Here is a 24,315-nt window from a genome sequence, read left to right on the forward strand (position 1 = left end):
TCCTCAGCGTCGATTCCTCGGCGTCGATCACATGGGTCCACCGGTGCCTTCCCACCGAGGAGACGACGCAAGCTCACAGCGGGAGCAGCTTGTCGAGCGTGATCGGCAGGTCCGTGACGCGTTTGCCGGTGGCGTGGCGCACGGCGTTCGCCACGGCCGCGCCCACACCCGTGATGCCGACCTCGCCCACCCCGACCAGCCCCAGCGGCATCGTCGGGTCCGGCTCGTCCAGGCAGTGCACGTCGATGCGCGGGACGTCGGCGTGCACGGGCACGTGGTAGTCGGCCAGGCTCGCGTTGACGATCCGCCCGCTGCGCGGATCGACCAGCGTCTCCTCCGACAGCGCCAGGCCGATGCCCATCACGATGCCCCCGCGCAGCTGGCTGGCCACCGTCTTCTCGTTGATCACGGTGCCGACGTCGAACACGCCCGTCCAGCGCGAGACCCGTACCTCGCCCGTGTCGCGGTCCACCCGCACCTCGCAGAAGTGCGCCCCGCTCGCGGCCTTCACCCACCGGCGGCGGTCGCGCACGGTCTTCGCCATGAACCTCAGCATGCCGCCCCCGGCCGCGGCCTCCAGGTGGTCACGGCCCGCCCGGGTCAGGATCGCCGCGTACGTCTCGCCTCTGGACCCCTGGTAGAGGCCGCCGTCGCGGGCCTGCGGATCGCGCACGCCGCGCAGCGGGGAGTCCGGCGACTTGCGCGCCAGGTCGAGTGCGGAACGCCGCAGCTTGCGGCAGGCCTCCAGCACGCTGGCCGCCGCGCTCGCCGTCTGCCCGGAACCGCCCGCCATCGGGCCCTGGGGGAGCTCGGAGTCGCCGATCTCGACGCGTACCGACTCCAACGGCACCCCCAGCTCGTCCGCGGCGATCTGCGCCTGCACGGTCGCCGCGCCCACGCCGATCTCGTGCAGGCCGCACCGCACCACGACCCCGCCGTCCGCGCCCAGCCGCACGGTGACGCTCGCCGGGAGCTGGAACGCCGGGTGGTACGCCGACGCCACCCCCATGCCGACCAGCCACCGCCCGTCGCGCATCGAGCCGGGCCGCGGATCGCGCTCACGCCAACCGAACCGCTCCGCCCCCACCTCGTACGCCTCGCGCAACATCCGGTGCGCGAACCGTTTGCCGTCCATCGGGTTTCGCGCCGGCTCGTTGAGCATCCGCAGCTCGATCGGATCCATGCCCAGCTCGCAGGCCAGCTCGTCCATGGCCGATTCCAGGGCATAGGTGCCGATGGACTCGCCCGGGGCCCGCATGAACGTGTTGGAGATCAGGTCGAGCTGGACGAGGCTCTGGCGCAGGCGGATGTTCGGGGAGTCGTACAGGTGCCGGGAGGCCGAGGTGATCTGCTCGCCGCCACCGCCGACCCGGCCCGTCCTGGCGACGCTGGTGTGGATCAGCGCGGTCAGCTTCCCGCCGGAGTCCGCGCCCAGCGCGACCCGCTGGGTGCTCGGGGTCCGGCCGCCCACCGTGTGGTAGACGCCCGCCCGGGTGAGCGCCAGCCGTACCGGGCGCTTGGTGGCCCGGGCGGCCAGCACGGCGAGCAGCGTGCCCGCCCACACCGAGCCCTTGCCGCCGAACCCGCCGCCCACGTAAGGGGACAGCACGTGGATGTTCCGCTCGGGAACGCCGAACCGCTGCGCGAGATGGCTGCGCAGCCACGTGATGCTCTGGGTGCTCTCGTGCAGGGTCAGGCGGTCGCCGTCCCACACGGCGGTCGTCGCGTGCGGCTCGATCGCGTTGTGGTTGTGCGGCGGCGTGGTGAAGCGCAGATCCACCGAGACCGCCGCGGCCGCCAGCGCCGCCTCCGCGTCCCCCTTGTTCGCCGCCGCCGGCATCAGCGCGTTGCCCTTCTGCGGGGTGGCGTTCGGCTCCTCGGCCGCGAAGTCCACCACGGCGGGCAGCTCCTCGTACGTGATCCGCACCAGGCCCGCCGCGTGCCGCGCGGCCTCGGGCGACTCGGCCACCACGACCGCCACGGGCTGGCCGTTCCAGTGCACCTCGTCCGTGGCCAGGTAGTTGACCGACGTCCCGATGACCATCGTGCTGAGGTTCAGCAGGCTCCGGGAGGGCGGGGGTTTCATGGCGGGAGCGTTCTCGTGGGTGAGGACCTCGATCACGCCCTTCGCCGCGCGGGCCGCGTCCGCGTCGACGGCGGTGATGCGGCCCCGGGCGATCGTGGAGTGTACGAGGGCGGCGTGGGCGAGGTCCGGATAGTCGTGCTCCGCCGCGAAGCGGGCCCGTCCGGTGGTCTTGTCCCGGCCGTCGAGCCGGTCGACGGGGCGGCCGACGTACTTGATGCTCATGCCGGGTCCCTCAACGTCTCGATGCTCATGCCGGGTCCCTCAACGTCTTGATGCTCATGCCAGCTCCCTCAGCGTCGCCACGATCGTGGCCCTGGCCAGGTCCACCTTGAACGCGTTGCCCGGCTGGACCGTCGCGGGCGCCAGCTCGGCCTCGGCCGCGCGGCCGAACGCCTCCTCGGTCGCCGGGCCGCCGACCAGGACCCGTTCCGCCTCGAAGGCCCGCCACGGCTTGGTCGCGACGCCGCCCAGCGCCAGACGGACCGCCGTCACGGTCCCGTCCCGCACCTCCAGCGCCGCCGCCACCGAGACCAGGGCGAACGCGTACGACGCCCGGTCCCGCACCTTGCGGTAACGGGAGTTGGCCGCGACCGGCGCGGGCGGCAGCTCGACCGCCGTGATCAGCTCGTCTTCGGCCAGCGCGTTCTCGACCTGCGGCGTGTCGCCCGGCAGCAGGTGGAAGTCGGCCAGGGGGATCCGCCGCGTGCCGCGCACGCTCCGCACCTCGACCGTGGCGTCCAGGGCGGCCATCGCCACGCACATGTCGGACGGATGCGTGGCGATGCAGCTCTCGCTCACGCCCAGGACCGCGTGCCCGCGGGTGAACCCGCCGAGCGCGTCGCAGCCGCTGCCCGGCTCGCGCTTGTTGCAGGCGTGCGCCTGGTCGTAGAAGTAGTTGCAGCGGGTACGTTGCAGCAGGTTGCCGCCGACGGTGGCCATGTTGCGCAGCTGGGGGGAGGCGCCGGCGAGCACGGCCTGCGACAGGACCGGGTAGCGGGCGCGGACGCGGCGGTCGGCGGCGAGCGCGCTGTTGCGTACCAGCGCGCCGATCCGCAGGCCGCCGCCGGGCAGCTCGTCCACCTCGTCGAGCGGCAGGCCGGTGAGGTCGACCAGCGTTTCGGGAAGTTCGATGCCCTCGCGCATGAGGTCGACCAGATTCGTCCCTCCGCCCAGGAACTTGACGGCGGGGCCGGCCGCTTGCAGGGCCTCGTCGATGTCGAGCGGCTTCACGTACGCGAACGGCTTCATGGCGCCTCCTGCGCGGCGACGTCCTTGATGGCGTCGAGGATGCCGTTGTAGGCGCCGCACCGGCACAGGTTCCCGCTCATGCGCTCCCTGATCTCGTCATCGGTCAGCTCGATGCGCTCTGTTGTGGGGGTGACGGCACTGGGCATGCCGGCGGCGTGCTCGGTCAGCATGGCGACGGCCGAGCAGATCTGGCCCGAGGTGCAGTAACCGCACTGGAACCCGTCATGGCGCACGAACGCCTCCTGCATCGGGTGCGTGCCGTCCTCGCCCTTCGCGATCCCCTCGATCGTGGTGATCTCCTTGTCCGCGTACTGCACGGCCAGGGCCAGGCAGGCGTTGATCCGCACCCCGTCCGCGAGAACCGTGCACGCGCCGCACGCACCCTGGTCGCAGCCCTTCTTCGGGCCGGTCAGCCCGAGGTGGTCGCGCAGCGCGTCGAGCAGGCTGACCCACGGCTCGATGTCGAGGGTCCGGGTGACGCCGTTCACCCGCATTCGTAGCTCTGTCACACGTTTCTCCCCTCCGTAGGATGCCGACGCTAACAGAACGGTGTTTCCTTAACAAGAGAACGTCGTCCTCTAAAGTCTGGTCACCTATGCTGGAGCGCGACATGAAGCGGGCATTCGTCCGGGCCAGGCGGCCGGAGCACAAGCAGCAGCGGCGCGAGGAGATCCTTGCGGCCGCCCGCGATCTCGCCATGGCCTCCGGGGTTCGGAACGTCAGCCTGGGGGCGGTCGCGGAGGCCGTCGGGCTGGCGAAGTCCAACATCATGCGCTATTTCGGGACTCGCGAGGAGATCTACCTCATCCTGGCCGCCGACGAGTGGGACCAGTGGGCAGCGGCCGTAACCGCCCGCCTCGACGGGTCATCGGGTGGGGTTGCGTCGGGTGGGGTCGCGTCGGCGCTCGCGGAGACGATCGCGGATCGGCCGCTCCTGTGCGACCTCCTCAGCCAGACCGCGACGACCCTGGAGCACAACGTCTCCGTCGAGGCGGCCCGCACGTTCAAACGCGCCATCCATGCCGTCATCGCCGACCTGGGCGAGCAGGTCGCCCGAGTGACCGGCTTGACGGCCGACGAGGGAATGGAGCTGGTCGCCGCCGCCACCGCCCTGGCCAGCGTCCTCTACCCCGTCGCGAACCCCTCGCCGGTGCTCGCCGAACTCTACGCCCAGGACCCCGACATCGCCGCGACCTGCCCCGACTTCGTCCCCACCCTCGTCCGCGCCCTCAAGGCACTCCTCGCCGGCCTCCCCATGCTCAGAGAGGACTGAGCCCGCGGATGGTGACGGTCGGCGTCGATCTCGCCGCGGAGGCGGTGCGAACCGCGGTGGCCTGGCTCGACTGGTCGACCGGACGCGCGCGGCTCGTCAGGGTGGTCGCCGGGGCGGACGATGCCCTGATCGTCGAGGCGGTCATGGCCGCGGACAAGGCGGGGATCGACTGCCCGCTCGGCTGGCCCGACCGGTTCGTCGACTTCGTCACCGCCCACCGCACCGGTCACGTCCAGGTGCCGCCGGACTTGGCAGGCCGGGCCTGGCGCCGCGACCTGGCGCTACGGGTCACCGACCAGGTCGTACACCAGCAGACCGGCCTGACCCCGCTGAGCGTGTCGGCCGACCGCATCGCGCACGCCACCATGCGCTGCGCCGCCCTCCTGGCCGAGCTCGCCCGCCGAGACCACCCGGTCGACCGCCGCGGCACCGGCGCCGTCGTGGAGGTCTACCCAGCGGCCTGCCTGAAGCAGTGGAGCCTGCCGCATCGCGGCTACAAGCGCACCGCTAACCTCACCGAGCTGGGCCACCTAGTGGACCGGCTCCAGGAGGCGGCACCATGGCTGGACCTGGGCGAACACGAGCCCCTCTGCCGAGCCTCGGACCACGTCACGGACGCCGTCGTGTCGTCCCTCGCCGCCCGCGCCGCCGCCCTCGGCCTGGTCACCGTACCGACGGGGGACCAGGCGGTCGCGGCGACCACGGAGGGCTGGATCGCCCTGCCCACCACACCCCTGGCCCGCCTCGTAGACGGCTGAGGAACGAGCCGAAAGTCATGGAAGACGTAAAGAGGAACGGAACGGCCACCCTCAGAACCGTGGACCGGCTGGCGTGATCACGCTGAGGACGGCCGTTTCCCGTACTCCCGATACGCAGCATGCTCGCCCCCGAGCAGATCGAGAGCAGCGCGAACCCTCTCCCACATGTACGGCCGTAAGAGGCGGCAGGCCTCGGCGGGCTTGACAAAGCGAAGCCCTGCAAGCTCCTCGTCCAAGACCTGGAGCCCACGGGCCTGGTCACTGGTCATCGTGCCGCCATCGAAGATGAACATCAGCGAGTCGTCCCAGGGACCATGAGCCGGCACCCAATCCACCACGAGAAGAGGGCCAATCTTCAGATCCAGCCCCAGTTCTTCCTTGATCTCCCGCCGAGCCGCCGCAGCCGGCGACTCGTTGGTCTCGGCCATGCCTCCGGGCAGGTCCCAGTCAGGCTTGTACGAAGGATTCACGAGCAGTACGCATCCGTGCTCGTCCCTAATCAGGACGTCCGCGCCCACGCGCTTGCGCGCTTGCTTGGCGTTCCCTTCAGCCAGGTAGGAATGCCAGGCGGCTGGGTCACGCTCATACAGCGGCGCCTCCGGTTCCACGACCTGCACCTCTCCACTCGTACAGCCAGAGCCGCTCCTTGAGCGCCGCGTCCAAAACGATCAGCGACGCGGCGGCACTTTCCTCGCCACGGTACGCCTCAAGAGAGGCGCGCAGGTTGGCGAGATGCCGAGTGACGACAAGCGAACTCAGCGACCGAGTGTCGTCCGCCACGGTCATGGCCACCCGGCATGCGCCCGCATGATCGCCCTCTGCTATCAGCACGCTGGCCTGAACCAACTGCGCGAGAGCCCGGCTCCGTGTCCGATCACCCGGCCGGAGCGCGACGGCAATGTCGGCTTGCTTGCGAGCCTCCCTGAACTGTCCCAAGGCCAGCATGCATCTCGCAGCGCCCAGCGCCAGAGCGCCTTCGTCGAACGGCCCCGCCCACGGAGACCGGTTGTCTCCGGGGCTGCGATCGAGGGCCTTCTCGGCTTGGAGCAGCAGCGTCCCGCACTCGGCCGAATTGCCCATAGAGGCGAATCCGTGTGCTGCCATGACCAGCAGGCGGGCCTTCAGCGCGGGCGCCTGCGTTTGCGCATCGGCCAGCACGGTGGTGCCACGGTATGCGTGGCGCACAGCATCGCTGGCATGCCCGAAGTGGTGAGCGAGGTGGCTCAAGCTGCCGAGTATGTGCGCTTCGAGATGCGAATCCTCGCCCACTTGCACGAGGTCGTGTGCCCTGCGGAAGTGCCGTTCGGCTGCCTCGTCCTGGCCAGCGTCATGCGCCATCCACCCTGCCATCTCGGTGAACGCGGCCGCTGCCACGAATGCCGTCGCGCCGTCCGCTGTACTGAACAAGCGGGGCGCGACATCGCGTTCCAGATATTTCAGGACAGTCGCGTACAGGTGGCCCCCACCCACTCGCCGGTCGGCTCCCCGGAACGAGGACATCGCGCTGAGATCGTGATGCGCATCAGCAGGTGGCCGAGGCATCGGGACCTCGATCTTCTCGGAGAAGAGCGCCTCTTCGCTCATCCCCAGCGCTTGGCTGAACAAGAGCCGATATCGCTCACTCAACAGCGCGATCTTCCCGGACTCCCAGCGACGGATCGATCGTACGAGCCCTTCATGATCTGGCAGATCGCAGCGATCCTCTCCTGCGGCATCACGCAGCCGGCGCGCCATGGTGTGGACGTCCCAGCGGCGTGCCTTCCGCTCGGTGCGAATGCGTGCGGTCCAGCGGAGCGGATCGGCCATATTCGCCTCCGTAATCATGCAAGCGCTCTTCGTGTCCGTTGCTGCTCCTCATTGTCACCCTCCGAAAGCCCGTCGTCAGGCCTTCTACTTGGACTGATCCGATTTCTGGAGGGCTCGACGTGGACGTGACGACATCGAACTGGAAATGCCCGACCACCATGGCCGGGATCGGCATTGTGACGGACAAGCGGTTCCTCGGAAAGATCGTGCTGCCGGGGACTTCGGCGTCGGTGCCGGTGGCGCGTCATTGCGTGGCGCAAATCCTCAAGGCAGCAGGGCATGAGGATGTGTACGGCGTGCAGGTAGCGGTGAGCGAGCTGGTCAGCAACGCCTACCTCCACAGCGCCTCCCAACTGCCCGGCGGCCGAATCATCGTAAAGATCGCGGACATGGGCTCGAGCACGGCCTATGTCGAGGTCGTCGATGCCGGCTCAGCCACCGTGCCGTGTCCCCGCGTGACGGATACGGAGGAGTGCACCGGCCGGGGGCTGTGGCTCGTGTCGCGGCTGTCCGCCAGGTGGGGCGTACGGGAGTCGGGCCCGGGACGCGGTGTGGTCTGGATGGAGGTGCCCACATCGCCAGAGGACTCGGCCGCAACCATGGAGGACCTGCCGGTTGAGCGCGACATCGCACCGCTCAAGGCTGAGTTCTAAGGAAGCGACGGCTCATGACGAGGCCAGCGGCTCGGCGACCAGGCGACTGGGTGACGCTAACCAGTGACGGCCCCTTTGGTGTCGGAGTGAGTGGACGAGGGGCGGTCCGGCATGCGTTGCTGCTGACCTTCGCTCCCCGGAAACCACTGGCAGTGTGCGGGGCGACTGTCTACCCGATTCTGGTCGGCGGGAATTGGTCGCCGCCGTTCGCCCCTGGCCTGCCGCGCGCATGCTCGCGATGTGTGAGGGCGGTTGCTTCCCGCCCGTAGCGGGCAGTGCGACAGCGGATTGCGTCCGACGGGCACAGCAATGGCTTCAGCGCCGTCCATTGCGCATCCGTCAGATCCGCCCGAACAGGGGATGACATCGCAGAAATCGTTTCTGCAGGGGGCTCGGGACGGGCCGCTCCTCACGCCCGTAGAACGGTGACCTGTCGCCCCGCCGGGGTGCGGTCCTGGTCGAACCGGACGCGGTCCTCCATCGGGGACGCCTCAGGCCGGCGATCGAAGATCACCAGGTAGCCGGTGTCGAGGTCAAGCCGGTCCAGGTAGCGGTCGAGCTGCGCGAGTCCCTCGTCCAGCGGATCCCGCTGACGGGCCCGCCATACCTTGAGCTCCATGGCCTCCCGCTGCACCTGTCCCTCGCCGTACGGCCAGCGCAGGTAGACGTCCAGCCGACCGGTGCCGGCCGCGTACTCCCTGTCGAGGAAGCCGCCGCCGTTGACGATCCGGTGCAGGTAGGCCATGAGGATGATCTGGCATGCGGCCTCGTGGTAGGCGGCGCCCCGGACCAGGGTCTCGCCGTGTTGCTTCCAGAAGGCGGTGAACTCACGCAGCAGCTTGAGCACGTCCAGACGGCCGTCGGGGAAGACGAAAGACCGCGAATCGGCCTGGATGACGGCTTCCACAGCGCTACCCAGCACGCGCAGGATGGCCTCGCGGTAGATGGGGTTGGCGATGTTGAGCGAGGAGCCTTGGGCTACCAAGCCGAGGCCACGTACATAAGAGAAGTCGTCCTCGAAGATTTCGTCGACGCGGACCAGCATGCCTGCGAGCACCGGTTCGAGCACTCGCTTGACCCGGGGTTCGTGCAGCTTGGCGACGAGAGAATCCAGGTGGGTGGCGCGGGCGCGAATGAGTTGCTCTTTGGCCTGCTCCATGTGTTCGGCGGTGATCGGCTCCTCTGGAGGAACCCGCATTTTACGGGTGACCTGATAAGCCAGCGCGTTGATCAGCCAGGGTTGTCCGCGGGTGAATTCGAAGGCCGCGGTGAGGGCTTCCTTGGTGAACTCCTGCCCGGTCTCCGTGGTGTGCTGGCCGTACAACTCCCTGACGTCCTCAGGAGAGAAGTCGGACAGGCGAAACGACTCGACCGCTATGTTGAAGGGGCTGGCCGCGCCGAGCCGGGTGGGGTCGCCGCCTGAGGCGATCTTGTAGTCCCGCACGTCCCTCAGCCCGCACAACACCACGGAGTTGGGGAACGGAATGCCTTCGGGGCGACTGTTGTGGCCGTTGCGTAGTTGCCGAAGGACCGACATCAGGGTCCTCCCGCTCAGCGAGTCGATCTCGTCGATGAGCAACACGAGCGGGAGCTCGCACTGGGCTGCCCATGCCCGGAGGGCGGCGCCCAGCCGTGCACCCGGGGCTGCTTCGGGCCAGGGGTCAGGTGCCGAGTCGGTCTTCGACCGGAACTCATCCAGCAGGATCAACTCCGCGGCCTCGTAGTCGTCTCCCGCCACGGAGGCCGCCTCGCAGGAGATCGTCACCGCCACGGCAGCGCCTTCTTCGGTGAGCTCACGCTGCAGGGAATGCAGCACGGTCGTCTTGCCCGACTGGCGCGGAGCGTGGATCACGAAGTAGCGATCCAGGTCGATCAACTCGCGCGCCTCCGGCAGTCGGGGCTGCGACGGCAGCACGTAGTGGAGCCGGGGGTCGCAGGGTCCGGTGGTGTTGAAGTACCTGGGCCTGGTCACCGTCACAGTGTGCCATCGAACGGTGACAGATTCGATCGGCTTGACTCGCGAGCCGAATCTCACGCGGCCCGCCCCATTTCCCGCCCTCATGCGCCGTGCTGGACGATGACGCCGCTTTGACGGCGGCGGGCGATGCTGCTCCGAGCGCATCAGTGTCTGGGGCGGACACAGGGGGCAGCGTGCGCGGGGCTGCTGATCGGGGTATGGCAATGACCTCGCCGTACTGTTGCCGACGTTCAGTCCACAGGAGAAACACGTCTTCACTGACATTTGGTGTCAGTGGTGATGCGGAGACTGTGCGCATGCCCGTTCAGATCTCCCATCGCACGACCATGCGGCTGCTCATCGCCGCGGCCTTCACCACCGCGCTCGGCAACAACGTCCAGCTCATCACCGGGGCGCTGCTGCTGGCCAGGGAGCAGCAGACCATGATGGCCGTGGGCTGGTTGTTCATCGCCGTCGCGCTGCCACAGGCCGTCCTGTCTCCGTATCTGGGACGGCTCGCGGACCGACTGGATCGCCGCGTCCTGTGGATCGCCTGTGACACGGTGAGCGCGATCGTGGCCCTCGGCCTGCCGTTGTGGCTGGCGGCGGGTGGTGCGGCCGAGGCCGGCATCTACGTCGCGAACTTCGCGCTCGCCCTGGTCAGCGCGATCTTCGTGCCGGCGAGCGCGGCGCTGATCAAGGAGCGGGTCCCCGGTGGCACTGTCCTGCGCCGGTTCAACGGCCGCTACGAGATGGCCACCCAGGCCGGGATGCTGCTGTCCGCCACCGTCGGCGGGCTCGCCGTCCAGGTCTTCGGCGCCGTCCCCCTGCTCGTCTTCAACGCGGCCACGTTCGCCGTTTCCGCCCTGTGCGTGACCTCCGTCGGCCGTACCCGGGTCGTCGGCGGGCCCGCCGACGACCCGGTGGAGGCCGCGGGCCCGGATCGGCCGCCGCTTCCGATGGGCAGCCTGATCCTGCTGTACGCGCAGGGCAGCGTCGTGGTCACCGTCTTCAACGCCCTCCTGCCCATGTACGTCCTGGTCGAGCTCAATCGCGGCGCGGGGACCTTCGGGGCCATCGACGCCCTGGGCAGCCTCGGGTTCCTCGCCGCCGCCGCCGGATACCGGCTGTTCGCCCAGCGGTACTCCGATCTGCGCATCGCCGTGGCGGGGTTCTTCGCGTGCAGCCTGCTCATCGTCACTCAGGGGCAACTGGGCGTCGCCGGACTGGCCGTGCTGGTCCCCATGGGCGCGTTCGTCTTCGGCCAGGCGAGGATCTCCTCGCGGAATCTGCTGATGGCCCGGGCCGGTCGTACGGACATAGGCCGGGTCTTCGGCCTCGCCAACGGCGGCGGGCTCGCCGCGACCATCGTCGTCATGCTGCTCGTGGCCACCGTCACCGATCACACCAGCGCAGGGGCCGGTTTCGCCACCCTTGGGGCTTTCGCGCTCCTGTCCACGATCTGGGCACTGGTGCTCCAGCGACGTGCCGTCAGGGGTACGCGATCCGGACTCCCGAGCGCCAGGAAATCACTACGAAACGGAGCTGTGCTATGACCATCCGGACGAACGTACGTGGATGGAGGACCGCACGTGGACGACCCGCTCGGTAATTTCGCGAACATCGACGCCGAGGCGTTCCTGCGGGATTCCGAGAAACGGGTGGCCGACTTCGCCGCGGCGCAGGAAGGGGTCGCGGCGGCGGTCGGGCGGGCGACGGCCGCCGACGGTCTCATCGCGGTCGAGTGCACCGCGCAGGGCGGGGTGAGCCGGCTGGACATCGATCCGAGGGCGAAGCGGATGAGCGTGCACGAGATGTCCGCGGCGATCCTCGTAGCCATCCGTGACGCCGACGCCGACCTTCAGCGCCAGTTGTCCGCGATCATGGCGGGCGCGTTCGGAGGAGGCCTGGACCGCGCCCTGGGCGATCCCGACACCGCCCGGGCGAAGTTCGCGGAGGCGCAGCAGGCCTTCGACCGGATGATGGGTGATGCGACGGGTGAGTTGGATCGTATGCGGAGGAAGCTCGGCTACTGAGCGTCCTGGGCGCGCCCGGCCGCGTACTGCGGCTTGAGGCCGTCCGTGAGGGTGCGCTCGGTCATCCAGGCGGCACCGTACTTCAGGGCCAGGCCGAGCACCGTCCTGAGCGTGAAGTTACGCAGTTCGATGACCCGCTTCTCGGCGGTCATCGCCTGCGACAGCGCCTCCCACGCGTAGTACACCCTTCCCGGACCGGCGAGCAGGGCCTTGGCCAGGGTGGCCATGGCCAGGCTCGCGATGCCCACGTGGAGGTAGATGTACAGCGTCCAGAGGTCGGCCAGCACTCTGAGCATCCACGAGAGGCTGTGGGCGGAGCCGGCCGCGGTGTCCGACTCCATGGCGTAGCCGGCGACCCGCTGCCCGTAGAGCTCCCGTTCCGGCGCCTGCCAGCTGGCCTGGGACACGCTGTCGTGCTGCTCCCGCGCCGTCGCGCCCGCCGCGTACACACCGTCTCCAAAGGCGCTCCAGCCGTCCGCGGCCCTGTGCATCACCTGCGGGTCGGACGGGACCGACAGCCCGTACGCGACCACCACCCGCTCGAACACGGGAAAGATCAGGGCGGCGAACGCGTACATGCCGAGCGTGGAGTACTGCATCCGCTTGAGGTCGCCGCCCTCGTCACCCGGCTGGAACGGGTCGGGGGTCCCGCCGGGGACGGGGATCTTAAAGCCGCCGGACATTGGCCTCGTTCCTGTTCTCCACGGTCTGGATGTTGCCGGCGACCGTGTGCAGCCGGTCCCGATGGTCATGCAGGGCTTCGATCGTGTTGAGGACCGTGCTCTCCGCGTAACCGACGATCTTGTCGTGTTCTTTGGTCAGGGGCCATCCGAGCACTCCCATGGCCCAGGGGCCCATGCGCATGTTCGAGGGGAAGTCGCCGACCTCGGCCAGGTGCGACACGGGGGAGGTGCCCGCGACGTCATCGACGAGAGCGTCGCCCAGCGCTCTGATCGCGGACAGCCGGTGGATACGTGATGCTTCGTCTTGGCTCAAAATTACTCCAAGTACGTGATCCATTACTTGGCTGGACATACTAGCCGGAGCCTGGCCGGCGCTGTCCGGGCCTGGCCGACGCGTGGCCCGATTTCGGACGAGTGCGTCCGAGCCTCTGTTGGACACCTGACCGGGGTGGCTTTCCTGAGCCTGACGCCCCGCCGCGCAGCGATCCAGGGCGGTCGACCAACCAGAACAGGAGTCCGAACCATGCCAGTCCACATCAAGAAGCCGTCCCCCGCCGCCCTGCTGACCGTCCTCGCGGCCGTCAGTGCCACGCTGCTCACCGCCACCCCGGCGACCGCCGGCGTCAACGAGCGCAGCCACCTGGCATCTGCCTGCGGCCTGTACCGGGACGGCGACGCGGCCATGTACAAGAACTGCACCGGCGCCGGCGAGAACATCTTCGTGACCTACCTGCTGGGCGGGAACACCTATTTCTGCGTGGCACCGGGAGAGTCGAAGTACGTCGGCAGGTGGAGCAACACGTTCAGGGTCTACAACCGGGGCGGCTGCTGACCCCTCAAATGAGCATGGGGCCACGGGACGGCCGGCCCGTGGCCCCGTGTGGTGAGCTGTGCCGCCTGCTCAGAAGGAATGTCGCCCGCTGCAATGCCTTCAGGCCCGCAGAACGGTGACCTGCCGCCCCGCCGGGGTGCGGTCGTGGTCGAACCGGACGCGGTCCTCCATCGGGGACGCCTCAGGACGGCGATCGAAGACCACCAGGTAACCGGCGTCGAGATCAAGCCGGTCCAGATAGCGGTCGAGCTGCGCGAGCCCTTCGTCCACCGGATCCCGCTGACCGGGCCGCCACACCTTGAGCTCCATGGCCTCCCGCTGCACCTGTCCCTCGCCGTACGGCCAGCGCAGGTAGACGTCCAGCCGACCGGTGCCGGCCGCGTACTCCCGGTCGAGGAAGCCGCCGCCGTTGACGATCCGGTGCAGGTAGGCCATGAGGATGATCTGGCATGCGGCCTCGTGGTAGGCGGCGCCACGGACCAGGATCTCGCCGTGCTGCTTCCAGAAGGCGGTGAACTCACGCAGCAGCTTGAGCACGTCCAGACGGCCGTCGGGGAAGACGAAAGACCGCGAATCTTCCCGGATGATGGCTTCCGCGCCGCTACCCAGCACGCGCAGGATGACCTCGCGGTAGATGGGGTTGGCGATTTCGAGCACTTTTCCCAGGGCCGCCAGGCCGAGGTCACGCACGTAGGAGAAGTCGTCCTCGAAGCTTTCGTCATGGTCGACCGGCGTGCCTGCGAGCATCGGTTCGAGCACTCGCTTGACTCGGGGTTCGTGCAGCTTGGCGACAAGAGAATCCAGGTGGGTGGCGCGGTCACGGATGAGTCGCTCTTTGGCCTGCTCCATGTGCCCGGCAGTGATCGGCTCCTCTGGGGGGACCCGCATCTCCCAGGTGATCTCCCAAGCCAGCGCGTTGACCAGCCAGGGTTGTCCGCGGGTGAATTCGAAGGCCGCTGCGATGGCTTCCTTGGTGAACTCCTGCCCGGTCTCCGCGGTGTGCTGGCCGTACAGCTCCCTGATGTCCTCCGGGGTGAAGTCGCCCAGGCGAAGCGACCTGACCGCGATGTTGAAGGGACTGATCGCGCCGAGTCGGGCGGGGTCGCCGCCTGAGGCGATCTTGTAGTCCCGCACGTCTCTCAGCCCGCACAACACCACGGAGTTGGGGAACGGAACGCCTTTGGGGCGATTGTTGTGACCGCGGCGTAGTTGCCGCAGGACCGCGATCAGGCTCTCGCCGTACAGCGCGTCGATCTCGTCGATGAGCAACACGAGCGGGAGCTCGCACTGGGTCGCCCACGCCCGGAGGGCGGCGCCCAGCCGTTTGCCCGGAGAGACCTCAGGCCAGGGGTTGGGCGCCGAATTGGTGCTCCACCGGAGTTCGTCCAGCAGGATCAACTCCGCGGCCTCGTAGTCGTCGCCCGCCACGGAGGCCTCCTCGCAGGAGATCGTCACCGCCACGGCGGCGCCTTCCTTGGTGAGCTCATGCTCCAGGGAATGCAGCACGGTCGTCTTGCCCGACTGACGCGGAGCGTGGATCACGAAGAAGCGATCCATGTCGATCAACTGGCGCGCCTGCGGCAGCCGGGGCTGCGACGGCAGCACGTAGTGGAGCCGGGGGTCGCACGGTCCGGTGGTGTTGAAGTACCTGGGCCTGGTCACCGTCACAGTGTGCCATCGCACGGTGACAGATTCGATCGGCTTGACTCGCGAGCCGAATCTCACGCTGCCCGCCCGATTGCCCATCCTCGTGCACCGTTTCCCTCATCCCGCGCGGCGGCAGGTCGTCGAGGAACTCAGACCACGATCCAGCACGGTGCCGATGGACCATCATGGAGGGTCATCGGCCCGTGCGGCTTCGAGCCTCCGGGGCAGCCGGAACCACCATGGGAAATCATGCGGACCTTTTCGAGCCGGACCGGGAAGAGGAGTTCGAGGCGGCCAAGGACCTGCTGATCCGCCGCTGCCTGGACTGGGCCGACGACCGCGGCCTGGCCGCCGACGACCTGGTGCTGACGGCGGCCTTGGACTCCCGCCATCGCAGCAGAGACGGACGGCTCGCCTTCTGGGATGCCGCGCAGGTGCGCCGGTTCCTGCTGGAGTGGATCCCCCGGTACGTCGCCGCACTCCGGGAGGACCTCGACGCCGCCCCGGAAACCCTGATCACGCTGCTGCGTTACCTCGACGCGACCGGCATCCGCGACCCGCGCGGCGCCACGACGGCCGAGTTGGAAAAGGCCGTGGCCGAGGCCGCGAGCGGATGCTCGCCGAGGGCCGGGGCGCGCCGCTGGTGGGAGAGCTGGCGGAGGCCGCGCCGGGCGAGCTGCTCGGCGTGCTCGCGGAGCACTACCCGCCGGAGGCGGCCGCGACGGAGCTGGCGGGCTGGCTCGCCGCACACGGCGGGGACGTCGAGCCGTTGCTGGACGCCATACGGGCCTGCCCGTTCCGTACCCGCGCGTCCGTCATGCTGAGCACGCTGGTGGAGGCTCGTCCCGACGGCCGGTCGCTCCTCGCGCGCCTGCGCGGGGACCGCGTGCTCGGCCCCATTGCCGTCACCCTGCTGCACGACACCGGAGCCATGGGAGCCGACGATCTGTCCTCCTCCGAGCAACTCCTGCTCATGACCGAAGGCCTGCTCAACCTGCTGGAGCTGGCCGGCCCGGAGGAGGTCGTGACGCAGCTCGGCCAGATGGCCGGCAGGGAGGCGCCACAGATCATCGAGGCGGTGGCGCAATCCGGTCATCCCGCCACCATCGGCATGGACGAGCTGCGCAGGCTGGTGGCAGAGCCGTTGCGTGCCCGTTCCCGTTCCCACACGCTCCGCTTCGTCGAGGGACCCGGGCCGGGGGCGCGCGGCCGCCGTTCCGGTCACGGCAAGAAACGCAGGCGTTGACCTGCCCCCGGTGCGCCACCTGGCGTGGATCAGCCGGTACGGGTGAGCACGGCGGTGCGGATGCCGCGGCGCAGGAGAGCGGGCAGGCACAGGATCGTGCCGAGCGCGCCGATCCACACCGTCGACTCCAGCCCCGCGAGCGCCGTGGCTCCGGAGGCGAGCAGGGCGCCGAGCGCGACCGCGCCCCACAACTGGAACCGCTGCACGGCGGACACCCGGCCGAGGAGTTCTGGCGGGGTCCGGGTCTGGCGGAGGGTCAGCGAGATGGGGCTGAACGCGCCCTCGCCCACGCAGTGCACGATGCTGCCGATGACCAGGCCGGCGGCTCCCAGGCTGCCGTGCGCCGCCCCCAGCGCGGGCATGGCCACGATGCCCAGCACCGACACGGTGGCGGCGAGCATGAGCGCGCGCGGACTGCCCAGACGCCTGATGAGGAAGGCCGAGGCGAGGTTGCCGATCGGGTAGCCGGCCGCGGCGGCGCCCACCACGATCCCGATCCACTGCGGCGACAGCCCCAGGACGTTGCGGCAGTACAGGACCAGGCTGGTCTCGACCATGGAGAGGAACAGCACGTACACGGTGCCGCAGGCGAGGACCGGCTCCAGAACCGGATGCCCGAGCGCGAACCTGAGCCCGGCCGCCACGTCGCGCCGTACCCAGCCCCGCTCCCGCACGGTGACGGCGGGCGGCGCCTCGCGGTGCCGGATGGCGACCAGCGCCACGAGCGAGGCGGCGAAACTGACGGTGTTGGCCAGGAGCGCGCCGGCCACGCCGAGCAGCCCGATGACCGGCCCCGCGGCCATCGGCCCGACCGCCTTGGCGGTCGACTCCGACAGCGCCAGGCGGGTGTTGCCGGTGTGCAGCTCGCCGGGGTCGGGGAAGAGACCGGGCAGGTACGAGGTGTAGGCGACCTGGAAGAACACCACCGCGCAACCGCTCACCAGCACCAGCGCGAACAACAGGGGGAAACTGAGCACGCCGGCGACCGCCGTCACCCAGATCGCGCCGAACGCGACCACCTGGACGCCGTCGCAGACGAGCATGACTGTACGGCGGGGCAACCGGTCCACGATGGCGCCGGCCGGCAGGCCGAGCGGCAGGAAGGGCAGGAACATGGCGAACGGCAGCAACGCGGCCTGGGCCGGAGTCGCGCCCAGCACCGTCACCGCGAGCAGCGGCAGCGCCAGCGTCATGAACTGGTCCCCGAACAGCGACAACGACTGCCCCGCCCACAGCAGCCCGAAGCTCCGCCGGGCCGTACGTCCGGACAACTCCGTCATGACGGTCATGCCTGCCACCAGAAGTCCCGCAGCAGCGAGTGGACGGTCTCCGTCTCCTCGACGTGGCCGAACGAGCCGCTGCGCTCCAGCATGTGGAACTGGGCCTGGGGCGCGAAGCGCCGGAAGTCGAGCTGCAACGCCGGGTGCAGCGCCCGGTCGTGGCGGCCGGCCAGCACCATCAGGGGAACGCGGATCTCCTTGAGCCGGGGCCGGAAGTCGGGGATCCTGGCCACCTCACCCCCGATCACGAAATCGACGTCGTCGCCGCAGAAGATCGGATAAAGCTCCTGGTTCCTGGCGCCGGGCTCGTCTGCCAGCAGGGCGGCGTTGGCCGGGTCGTAGAAGCGGACCAGGGCCGCCGCCTTGGCGAACTCCCGCCTGAGCGGCTCGTCCGTGGAGCGCAGCCCGTCCAGCCGCAGCTCCTGGATCCGCTCCCACACCTCGGGGAGCTGGGTGGCCAGCTCACGGTTGATGTTGGCATGGTTGAGCTGCCACATCTCGGGGCTGTGCAGGGTGTTGGCCAGGGTGACGGTACGCGCCACGGCGGGGTGGTCGAGGGCGATCGCCTGCGCGATCAGCCCGCCGTACGAGAAGCCGTACAGGTGGGCGGGGCCCAGCTGCTCGAGCAGCGCGGCCACGTCGGCGACGTCGTCGGCGAAGGTGATCTCGGACAGGTGCCGAGGGCGGCCGGAGCGGCCGCGGCCGAACAGGTCGACGTAGATCACCCTGTGGTCCGCCGCCAGGGCGTCGAAGTGCGGGTGGAAGATCACATGCGATCCCGCGGGGCCCAGTCCGGCGAGCAGCACCACGGCGTCGCCGTCCCCGTGCTGCTCGACCCAGATGCGCCGGCCGCCGCGGATCTCGTACGCCTGACCAGGGGGATGTTCGATCATGGCGCTCATCTTGGCCCGATCGGGAGGCGGGACGACGGCGGATATCGGACCTTTCATTTGGGGTCGTCCGCGCGCGTCGGCCGGCCCCGGTGAAAATGCACTGGGAAACTGTCGGTGCCCGGTGATAGAAAGCAGGTTCGATACTCGCGTGCTCGTGCCCGGGGGAGGGCCTGCCAGTGACCACCAGCAGTTCGGAGTTCTCTGTCTCCGGCCCGAGCTACAACCGGCGCGGCCCGGTGCGCTGGCTCTGGTCCCATCTTCGTCGGCATCCGGCGCACCTGCTCGGGTTCCTCGGCGGGTCGCTGGTCATGGTGGTGCTCAACGCCATGGTGCCGCTGTTCACCGGCGACGCCTTCGACGCCGTGCTGGGGCGGCAGGCCGAGCCGCTCGACGCGCTCGGCTTCATCGCGCTCGCGCTGCTGGCGATCGTGCTGGCGCGGGGGCTGTTCGACCTCGTGGCCAGGCTGTCGAGCGAGGTGCTGGCCAAGCGCCTTGAGCGGGACGCGCGCGACGAGCTCTACGTGAGCCTGCTCGGCAAGAGCCAGACCTTCCACAACCGCCAGCGGGTCGGCGATCTGATGGCCAGGGCCGCCAACGACATCCGGCAGCTCTCCATCATGATCACGCCCGGGGTCGACCTGATCGTGGACTCGGGGCTCACCGGGCTGGTGCCCATCTTCTTCATCGGGGCGATCGACCCGCGGCTGCTGCTGTCGCCCGGGTTGTTCGCCGTCGTGTTCACCGTGGCGCTCTGGCACTACATGCGGCAGCTCAACCCGGTGGCCACGCGCATGCGCGAGCAGTTCGGCGACCTCAACGCGGGGCTCAACCAGGCCGTGCGCGGCATCGAGGTGATCAAGGTGACCGCGCAGGAGGCGCAGGAGCGGCGGCGCTTCCGTGCCGACGCGCGGCTCTACCGCGACCTCTTCGTACGCAACGGGCTGGTCCAGGCCCGCTACCTGCCCACCCTGCTGTTCTCCTTCGCCATGGCCGGGGCGCTGTGGCACGGCCTCTATCTCCAGGGCATCGGGGCGATCACCATCGGCGAGTTGGTGGCGTTCATGGGGCTCATGGGCCAGCTCGGGTTCCCCACGCAGATGTCGATCTTCACGTTCTCCCTGATCCAGATCGGCATCGTGTCCTCGCGCCGGATCCTGAGCGTCGTCACCTCCGACAGCGAGATCGAGCAGCGGGCCGAGGGGCACGCCGCGCCGATCGGCGGGGAGCTCGTCTTCGAGGACGTGACGTTCGGTTACGAGGACGACGAGGAGCCGGCGGTGCGGGGGGTGACGTTCACCGTGCGGCCGGGGGAGACGGTGGCGATCGTCGGCGAGACCGGGTCGGGCAAGAGCACGCTGACCAAGCTGGTGCCGCGGATCTACGACGTCACGTCAGGCCGGATCCTCGTCGACGGCGTGGACGTGCGCGACTGGGACCTCGACTCGCTACGGTCCCAGATCTCCACCATCGAGCAGGACATCGTGCTGTTCTCGCGGTCCGTGTCCGAGAACATCGCCTTCAGCCTGGGGCAGCGGGCCGATCACGAGGCCGTGGTGCGGGCGGCGGAGGACGCCCAGGCCGCCGAGTTCATCGCCGAGCTGGACGACGGCTACGAGACCGTGATCGGCGAGCGCGGGGTCACGCTCTCCGGCGGGCAGCGGCAGCGGCTGGCCATCGCGCGGGCGCTGCTGACCGATCCGGCGATCCTCGTGCTCGACGACTCGACCAGCGCCATCGACTCCGCCACCGAGGACAGAATCCAGCAGGCGATCGGGCGCATCCTGGAAGGGCGCACCACGCTGCTGATCACCCACCGGCTCTCGCAGATCCGCTGGGCGGACAAGGTGCTGCTGCTCAGACGCGGCGAAGTGGTCGACTTCGGCACCCACGACGAGCTGATCGCGCGCAGCCGGCTCTACCGCCGGATCTTCGCGCACTACGACGAGGTCGAGCTGGACGGTGACGGCGACCGTGACGGCGCCGTGGACGGGGTGCTGGCCGCGGAGCAGGGAGGGGTGCGCTGATGGGCTTCATCATGGACGGCCTCGACGCCGAGGACTACGACCGCACCTACAGCGACCGCGCCCTGCTGCGCCGCATCATGTCGTACTTCCGGCCCAAGCTGGGGTCGATGGTCCTGGTCGCCACCATGATCGTGCTGCTGTCCGCGAGCCAGGCGGCCGTGCCGGCGCTGGGCAGCCTGGCCGTCGACGCGGTCTCGGACGGCACCATCGGCTCGGTCGGCTGGCTGCTCACGGGCGGGATCCTGGTCGCCGGGGTGCTCTCGTGGGTGTTCAACTTCATCCGGCAGAAATACAGCGCGCAGGTCACCGGTGACGTGGTGCTCCGGCTGCGCGAGGACGCGTTCGACGCGGTGCTGGCGCGCGACCTGTCGTTCTACGACGAGACCCCGTCCGGCAAGATCGTCAGCCGGGTGACGTCCGACACCGACGACTTCGCCACCGTGTCCACGCTGACGATGGACCTGATCAGCCAGGTGCTGATGGTCGGCTTCGTCACGGTCCTGCTGTTCGTGCGCAGCGTCGAGCTGGCCCTGCTGACGCTGCTGGTGGTGCCGATCGTGGTGGGCCTGGCGCTGATGTTCCGGCGGCTGGCCAGGATCAGCACGCGCAGGGCGCAGCGCTCGCTCAGCCGCGTCAACGCCAACCTGCAGGAGACCATGGGCGGCATCGCGGTCGCCAAGAACTTCCGCCAGGAGCAGCAGGTCTACGACGAGTTCCGGCCGATCAACCGGCAGAGCTACCAGGTGACGCTCCGGCAGGGGTTCGTCTTCTCCACCATCTTCCCGGTGCTCTTCCTGGTGGCCGGGCTCGCGACGGTGGGCCTGGTCCGGCTGGGCGGCGCGCAGGTGCTCGACGGCGGGCTGTCCGCGGGCGACTGGTACCTGTTCCTGCAGGGCGTGTCGCTCTTCTGGTTCCCGCTGACGTCCATCGCCGCGTTCTGGTCCCAGTTCCAGCAGGGGCTGTCCGCGTCCGAGCGCGTCTTCGCCCTGATCGACGCCCCGCCGCGGGTGGTGCAGAGCGCCGCCGAGCCGCCGGGCAGGCTGGCCGGGCGCATCGAGTTCCAGGGCGTCACCTTCGGGTACGACGCCGCCAGCCCCGTGCTGCGCGACTTCGACCTGCGCATCGAGGCCGGGGAGACCGTGGCGCTGGTCGGCCACACGGGCGCCGGGAAGTCGACGCTCAGCAAGCTGATCACCCGGTTCTACGAGTTCCAGGAAGGCCGCCTGCTGATCGACGGGCGCGACATCCGCACCCTTGAGCTGGGCGCCTACCGCAGCCAGATCGGCGCGGTGCCGCAGGCCCCGTTCCTGTTCAGCGGCACGGTCGCCGACAACATCCGCTACCCGCGGCCGGAGGCGGGCGACGACGAGGTACGCGCCGCGGCGGCCGCGGTGGGCGGCGGCGACTGGATCGAGGCCCTGCCCCACGGGCTGGAGACGGACGTGGGCGAGCACGGGCGGGCGCTGTCGATGGGGCAGCGGCAGCTCGTCGCGCTGGCCCGGCTGCTGATCCAGGACCCGGCGATCGTGGTCCTGGACGAGGCCACGGCCAGCGTCGACCCACTGACCGAGGCCCAGATCCAGGAGGGCCTCGACCTGGTGCTGGCCGGGCGGACCTCGATCGTCATCGCGCACCGGCTCTCGACGATCGAGCACGTCGACCGCATCATCGTGCTGGATCACGGGCGGATCGTGGAGGAGGGCGACCACGCGACCCTGCTGGCTCGCGGGGGGCGCTACTGCGAGGTCTACAACACCTACTTCCGCCACCAGTCCCCCAACTACCGCGCCGGCTCCGGCTTCGTCTCCGTGACGAGCGGCGGCTCCGGCTGACCACCCGGCCCGCCGCTGTTCAGGTCGCCAAGTACGTCGTCTTCGACCAGCGGCGCCGGCTTCAGGTCGCCGGCTCGTCGCCTTCGACCAGCCGGGTTGGCTTGGCGAGCAGCGCGAACCTCCCGGTCAGCCAATCGGCGAGCAGGTCGCGCTCGACGAGCAGCAGCCTCTGGCGCGCGTCGGTCGCCTCCTGACGGGCCTGGCGGGTGAGGCGCCCCGAGGTGATGAGCACGCCGGTGTGCCCGGTGAAGGCGTTGGCCAGGGCTCCGAGAAAGTTGCGGACCGCCGGTGCGCCGACGCTCTTGTTGTAGCGCTTGCACTGGACGGCGCAGCGCGTGCCGTCGGGCGCGACGGCCGTGATGTCCACACCACCGTCCCCGGCGCCGCCTCGAATCCGCACCCGGCGGAACCCCTGGGCGATCATGCGCTCGGCGACCAGCTGCTCGAACTGCGGCCCGGTCATGAGGTCGACCTTCTCCAGGGCCGCGTTGGCCGCGAGGAACTGCAGGCGGCGGGCCTGGATGACCCGGTGCCGCAGGAAGAGCCCGCCGCTCAGGGCCGCGATCAGGATGAGGGTGATGCCCACCGCCCATCCGGGGTATCGGGTGACGAAGTAGGCCACTGAGGCAATCGCGACGCCGGCTCCCGCCAGCCCCATCACCCGAAGATCGTTCGACTTTTGCCGCTTGCTGCCCCGCCTGGATCCCCTCGCCATGGGCGCCTCCTGGAAGATCGGTGCTTGATGGCGAGTATGAGGCGCGGCACCGACAGAATCTGCGCCCGGAAGGAAATCAGAATAGATTGCTATTTATCCATGCGCCGGTTTCCGTCTAATGTGCCAGAAACCGCTCCGGCCAGCTGTATGGCATAGTCCTGGCATTACGCAGTTGGCATCTCTGCTGCTTCCTAGGTGGCTAGGAGGAGCCCTCCTAATGCGATATCATCATTGATGTGACCGAGCGCCTCCCCCCGGCACATGCGCCAGCTTGCCGAGGTCGCGGCCATAATGGCTGCCGCAGGTGCAACCGCTGACTGGCTGTATCACCTCCAGGGCGACATGTGTGCGTTGCGAGTGATCAAGGATGGCATCGTCTCGGTCCCCGTCATGATTCCCGCGAACCCGGATCGCGACCCAGAGCTATTTCGTGAAGCCCTGAAGCTCCTGGAGGCGGTCACCGAGAGGATGGGCCGATGAGCAAGACGATTACTTATGTCATCACCTATGAGAACGGGCGCTGGGTGTCGCGTTGCCCCACTGGAGAGACTGAGGGCGTCGGCGTGGCCGGTTCCTTGTCGCAGATGGAGCGTGATTTGGCGCAGATCCATGCCTGGGCTTGGCCTCAGGACACCCCAGGCGTGGAGTTGGTCTTCGACCTGCCCGAGGACCTGGCCGGTGTGGTGGCCGAATACCACCGTGAGAAGGAACTGGCCGAGGCTCACGCCAAGCGTGCCGCGGAGTTGGCCATCGAGGTAGCGAAGACCCTCACGAACCACTGGTCGGAGCCGGACACGGCACGCGTCATGGGCCTGTCCAAGCAGCGTGTGCACCAGTTGAAGGTCAGCGCCTGACAAGTGACAATCCGGCGCGTTCCTGGGAGAGCCGTCGGGGGGACGGGCGGCCGTGCTGCTCGACCGGCTGGACTGGATCGACCGTTGCCGATGGTGCAGGCGGCTGCCGGAGGGTGCGGGCGGTTGTCGGGCGGTCGGAGGGGGCTGGCGAGACGCCGGTCACGTCGCCCATGGCGATTCGCGGCCGCCGATCAACGCCGAGTTCGACGACGTACTCACCCGCTGGATCTGGTGATTTGCGCTCCGGAGTACGGCGGTCGTCCTCGGACTCCGGAAGAGGGCTTCCGTCCTGAAGGCGTAGGTTCGAACCTTGATCCGGATTGAGCGCCTTGACCACCTCGTCCTCGCGATCGCCGACATCGATAGGACCGCTTCGTTTTGCGGTGAAGTCTGAGCATTTCGGGCGCCTTGAGAGGTGCGGCGTTCCCGCTGTGGAGGGGTCTCGCGGACCGAAGCCCAAGGCCCTATCGCGTCGGTCTGCTTTCGCGACCC

The 24,315-nt window shown here is 69.2% G+C and carries 23 protein-coding genes; 11 read left to right on the top strand and 12 right to left on the bottom strand.

The window, feature by feature from the left end:
* Positions 1–73: 73 nt before the first annotated feature.
* From ACWDX9_RS04410 to ACWDX9_RS04420, 3 genes are read right to left on the bottom strand one after another with little or no spacing between them, the layout of a single operon-like run.
* Positions 74–2,308 carry a xanthine dehydrogenase family protein molybdopterin-binding subunit gene (locus tag ACWDX9_RS04410; protein WP_449948937.1) on the bottom strand — a complete coding sequence of 745 codons (2,235 nt, stop codon included), beginning with the start codon at positions 2,306–2,308 and terminating at the stop codon, positions 74–76.
* Between the two features lie 54 nt (positions 2,309–2,362).
* A complete protein-coding gene (locus ACWDX9_RS04415; RefSeq protein WP_449948940.1) occupies positions 2,363–3,334 on the bottom strand; it encodes an FAD binding domain-containing protein in 972 nt (323 codons plus the stop codon).
* A complete protein-coding gene (locus ACWDX9_RS04420) occupies positions 3,331–3,828 on the bottom strand; it encodes a (2Fe-2S)-binding protein (RefSeq protein ID WP_355209710.1) in 498 nt (165 codons plus the stop codon). Before ACWDX9_RS04420 ends, ACWDX9_RS04415 begins: the two co-directional genes overlap by 4 nt.
* A gap of 116 nt (positions 3,829–3,944) precedes the next feature.
* Here ACWDX9_RS04420 and ACWDX9_RS04425 point away from each other — a divergent pair, with 116 nt between their 5' ends.
* Both ACWDX9_RS04425 and ACWDX9_RS04430 read left to right on the top strand, forming a co-directional pair.
* Positions 3,945–4,607: a TetR family transcriptional regulator gene (locus ACWDX9_RS04425; RefSeq protein WP_449948943.1), complete on the top strand. Its 663-nt coding sequence runs from the start codon at positions 3,945–3,947 to the stop codon at positions 4,605–4,607.
* A gap of 8 nt (positions 4,608–4,615) precedes the next feature.
* Positions 4,616–5,365, top strand: coding sequence for a DUF429 domain-containing protein (locus tag ACWDX9_RS04430; protein ID WP_449948946.1), 750 nt, complete (start codon positions 4,616–4,618; stop codon positions 5,363–5,365).
* 77 nt (positions 5,366–5,442) lie between these two features.
* Here ACWDX9_RS04430 and ACWDX9_RS04435 read toward each other — a convergent pair whose 3' ends face one another.
* Complete coding sequence (locus tag ACWDX9_RS04435) at positions 5,443–5,973, bottom strand: NUDIX domain-containing protein (RefSeq protein ID WP_449948949.1); 531 nt, start codon at positions 5,971–5,973, stop codon at positions 5,443–5,445.
* Positions 5,948–7,171, bottom strand: a complete 1,224-nt coding sequence (locus tag ACWDX9_RS04440; RefSeq protein WP_449948952.1) for a hypothetical protein — start codon at positions 7,169–7,171, stop codon at positions 5,948–5,950. Before ACWDX9_RS04440 ends, ACWDX9_RS04435 begins: the two co-directional genes overlap by 26 nt.
* Before the next feature lie 119 nt (positions 7,172–7,290).
* Between ACWDX9_RS04440 and ACWDX9_RS04445 the strand changes: the two genes are divergently transcribed.
* A complete protein-coding gene (locus tag ACWDX9_RS04445) occupies positions 7,291–7,824 on the top strand; it encodes an ATP-binding protein (protein WP_449948955.1) in 534 nt (177 codons plus the stop codon).
* Between the two features lie 409 nt (positions 7,825–8,233).
* Here ACWDX9_RS04445 and ACWDX9_RS04450 read toward each other — a convergent pair whose 3' ends face one another.
* Complete coding sequence (locus ACWDX9_RS04450; protein WP_449948958.1) at positions 8,234–9,796, bottom strand: ATP-binding protein; 1,563 nt, start codon at positions 9,794–9,796, stop codon at positions 8,234–8,236.
* Between the two features lie 302 nt (positions 9,797–10,098).
* Between ACWDX9_RS04450 and ACWDX9_RS04455 the strand changes: the two genes are divergently transcribed.
* Together ACWDX9_RS04455 and ACWDX9_RS04460 are read left to right on the top strand one after the other, a co-directional pair.
* The gene (locus ACWDX9_RS04455; protein WP_449948961.1) at positions 10,099–11,337 is read left to right on the top strand and encodes an MFS transporter; all 1,239 of its coding nucleotides are present in this window, start codon (positions 10,099–10,101) and stop codon (positions 11,335–11,337) included.
* A 36-nt stretch (positions 11,338–11,373) separates the two neighbouring features.
* Positions 11,374–11,817, top strand: a complete 444-nt coding sequence (locus ACWDX9_RS04460; RefSeq protein ID WP_449948963.1) for a YbaB/EbfC family nucleoid-associated protein — start codon at positions 11,374–11,376, stop codon at positions 11,815–11,817.
* Here the strand turns inward: ACWDX9_RS04460 and ACWDX9_RS04465 are convergent.
* The gene (locus ACWDX9_RS04465; RefSeq protein ID WP_449948966.1) at positions 11,811–12,500 is read right to left on the bottom strand and encodes a hypothetical protein; all 690 of its coding nucleotides are present in this window, start codon (positions 12,498–12,500) and stop codon (positions 11,811–11,813) included. The two genes, ACWDX9_RS04460 and ACWDX9_RS04465, sit on opposite strands and share 7 nt — an antisense overlap.
* Positions 12,484–12,813 carry a hypothetical protein gene (locus ACWDX9_RS04470; RefSeq protein ID WP_449948967.1) on the bottom strand — a complete coding sequence of 110 codons (330 nt, stop codon included), beginning with the start codon at positions 12,811–12,813 and terminating at the stop codon, positions 12,484–12,486. The genes ACWDX9_RS04465 and ACWDX9_RS04470 overlap by 17 nt, the downstream gene beginning before the upstream one ends.
* A 210-nt stretch (positions 12,814–13,023) precedes the next feature.
* Here ACWDX9_RS04470 and ACWDX9_RS04475 point away from each other — a divergent pair, with 210 nt between their 5' ends.
* Entirely contained in the window at positions 13,024–13,332 is a 309-nt protein-coding gene (locus ACWDX9_RS04475; protein WP_449948969.1) for a DUF6355 family natural product biosynthesis protein, read from the top strand.
* A 99-nt stretch (positions 13,333–13,431) separates the two neighbouring features.
* Here ACWDX9_RS04475 and ACWDX9_RS04480 read toward each other — a convergent pair whose 3' ends face one another.
* Positions 13,432–14,994 (bottom strand): ATP-binding protein, encoded by a 1,563-nt coding sequence (locus tag ACWDX9_RS04480; RefSeq protein ID WP_449948972.1) that lies wholly within the window; start codon positions 14,992–14,994, stop codon positions 13,432–13,434.
* A 598-nt stretch (positions 14,995–15,592) separates the two neighbouring features.
* Here ACWDX9_RS04480 and ACWDX9_RS04485 point away from each other — a divergent pair.
* On the top strand, positions 15,593–16,225 hold the full coding sequence (locus ACWDX9_RS04485; protein ID WP_449948975.1) for a hypothetical protein: 633 nt from the start codon (positions 15,593–15,595) through the stop codon (positions 16,223–16,225).
* 29 nt (positions 16,226–16,254) lie between these two features.
* Here the strand turns inward: ACWDX9_RS04485 and ACWDX9_RS04490 are convergent, their stop codons facing one another.
* Both ACWDX9_RS04490 and ACWDX9_RS04495 read right to left on the bottom strand, forming a co-directional pair.
* Entirely contained in the window at positions 16,255–17,514 is a 1,260-nt protein-coding gene (locus ACWDX9_RS04490) for an MFS transporter (RefSeq protein WP_449948977.1), read from the bottom strand.
* Positions 17,511–18,398: an alpha/beta fold hydrolase gene (locus tag ACWDX9_RS04495; RefSeq protein ID WP_449948980.1), complete on the bottom strand. Its 888-nt coding sequence runs from the start codon at positions 18,396–18,398 to the stop codon at positions 17,511–17,513. Before ACWDX9_RS04495 ends, ACWDX9_RS04490 begins: the two co-directional genes overlap by 4 nt.
* Before the next feature lie 176 nt (positions 18,399–18,574).
* Here ACWDX9_RS04495 and ACWDX9_RS04500 point away from each other — a divergent pair, with 176 nt between their 5' ends.
* Complete coding sequence (locus ACWDX9_RS04500; protein WP_449948983.1) at positions 18,575–20,422, top strand: ABC transporter ATP-binding protein; 1,848 nt, start codon at positions 18,575–18,577, stop codon at positions 20,420–20,422.
* Positions 20,422–22,254, top strand: coding sequence for an ABC transporter ATP-binding protein (locus ACWDX9_RS04505; protein ID WP_449948986.1), 1,833 nt, complete (start codon positions 20,422–20,424; stop codon positions 22,252–22,254). The genes ACWDX9_RS04500 and ACWDX9_RS04505 overlap by 1 nt, the downstream gene beginning before the upstream one ends.
* Positions 22,255–22,315: 61 nt before the next feature.
* Here the strand turns inward: ACWDX9_RS04505 and ACWDX9_RS04510 are convergent, their stop codons facing one another.
* Positions 22,316–22,969, bottom strand: a complete 654-nt coding sequence (locus ACWDX9_RS04510) for a restriction endonuclease (RefSeq protein ID WP_449948988.1) — start codon at positions 22,967–22,969, stop codon at positions 22,316–22,318.
* A gap of 261 nt (positions 22,970–23,230) precedes the next feature.
* On the opposite strand from ACWDX9_RS04510, the gene ACWDX9_RS04515 reads away from it, so the two are divergent.
* Complete coding sequence (locus ACWDX9_RS04515) at positions 23,231–23,449, top strand: hypothetical protein (RefSeq protein ID WP_449948991.1); 219 nt, start codon at positions 23,231–23,233, stop codon at positions 23,447–23,449.
* Positions 23,446–23,823: a hypothetical protein gene (locus ACWDX9_RS04520; protein WP_449948994.1), complete on the top strand. Its 378-nt coding sequence runs from the start codon at positions 23,446–23,448 to the stop codon at positions 23,821–23,823. Before ACWDX9_RS04515 ends, ACWDX9_RS04520 begins: the two co-directional genes overlap by 4 nt.
* The last annotated feature ends 492 nt before the right edge of the window (positions 23,824–24,315 follow it).

The sequence above is a fragment of the Nonomuraea sp. NPDC003201 genome (assembly GCF_053590415.1).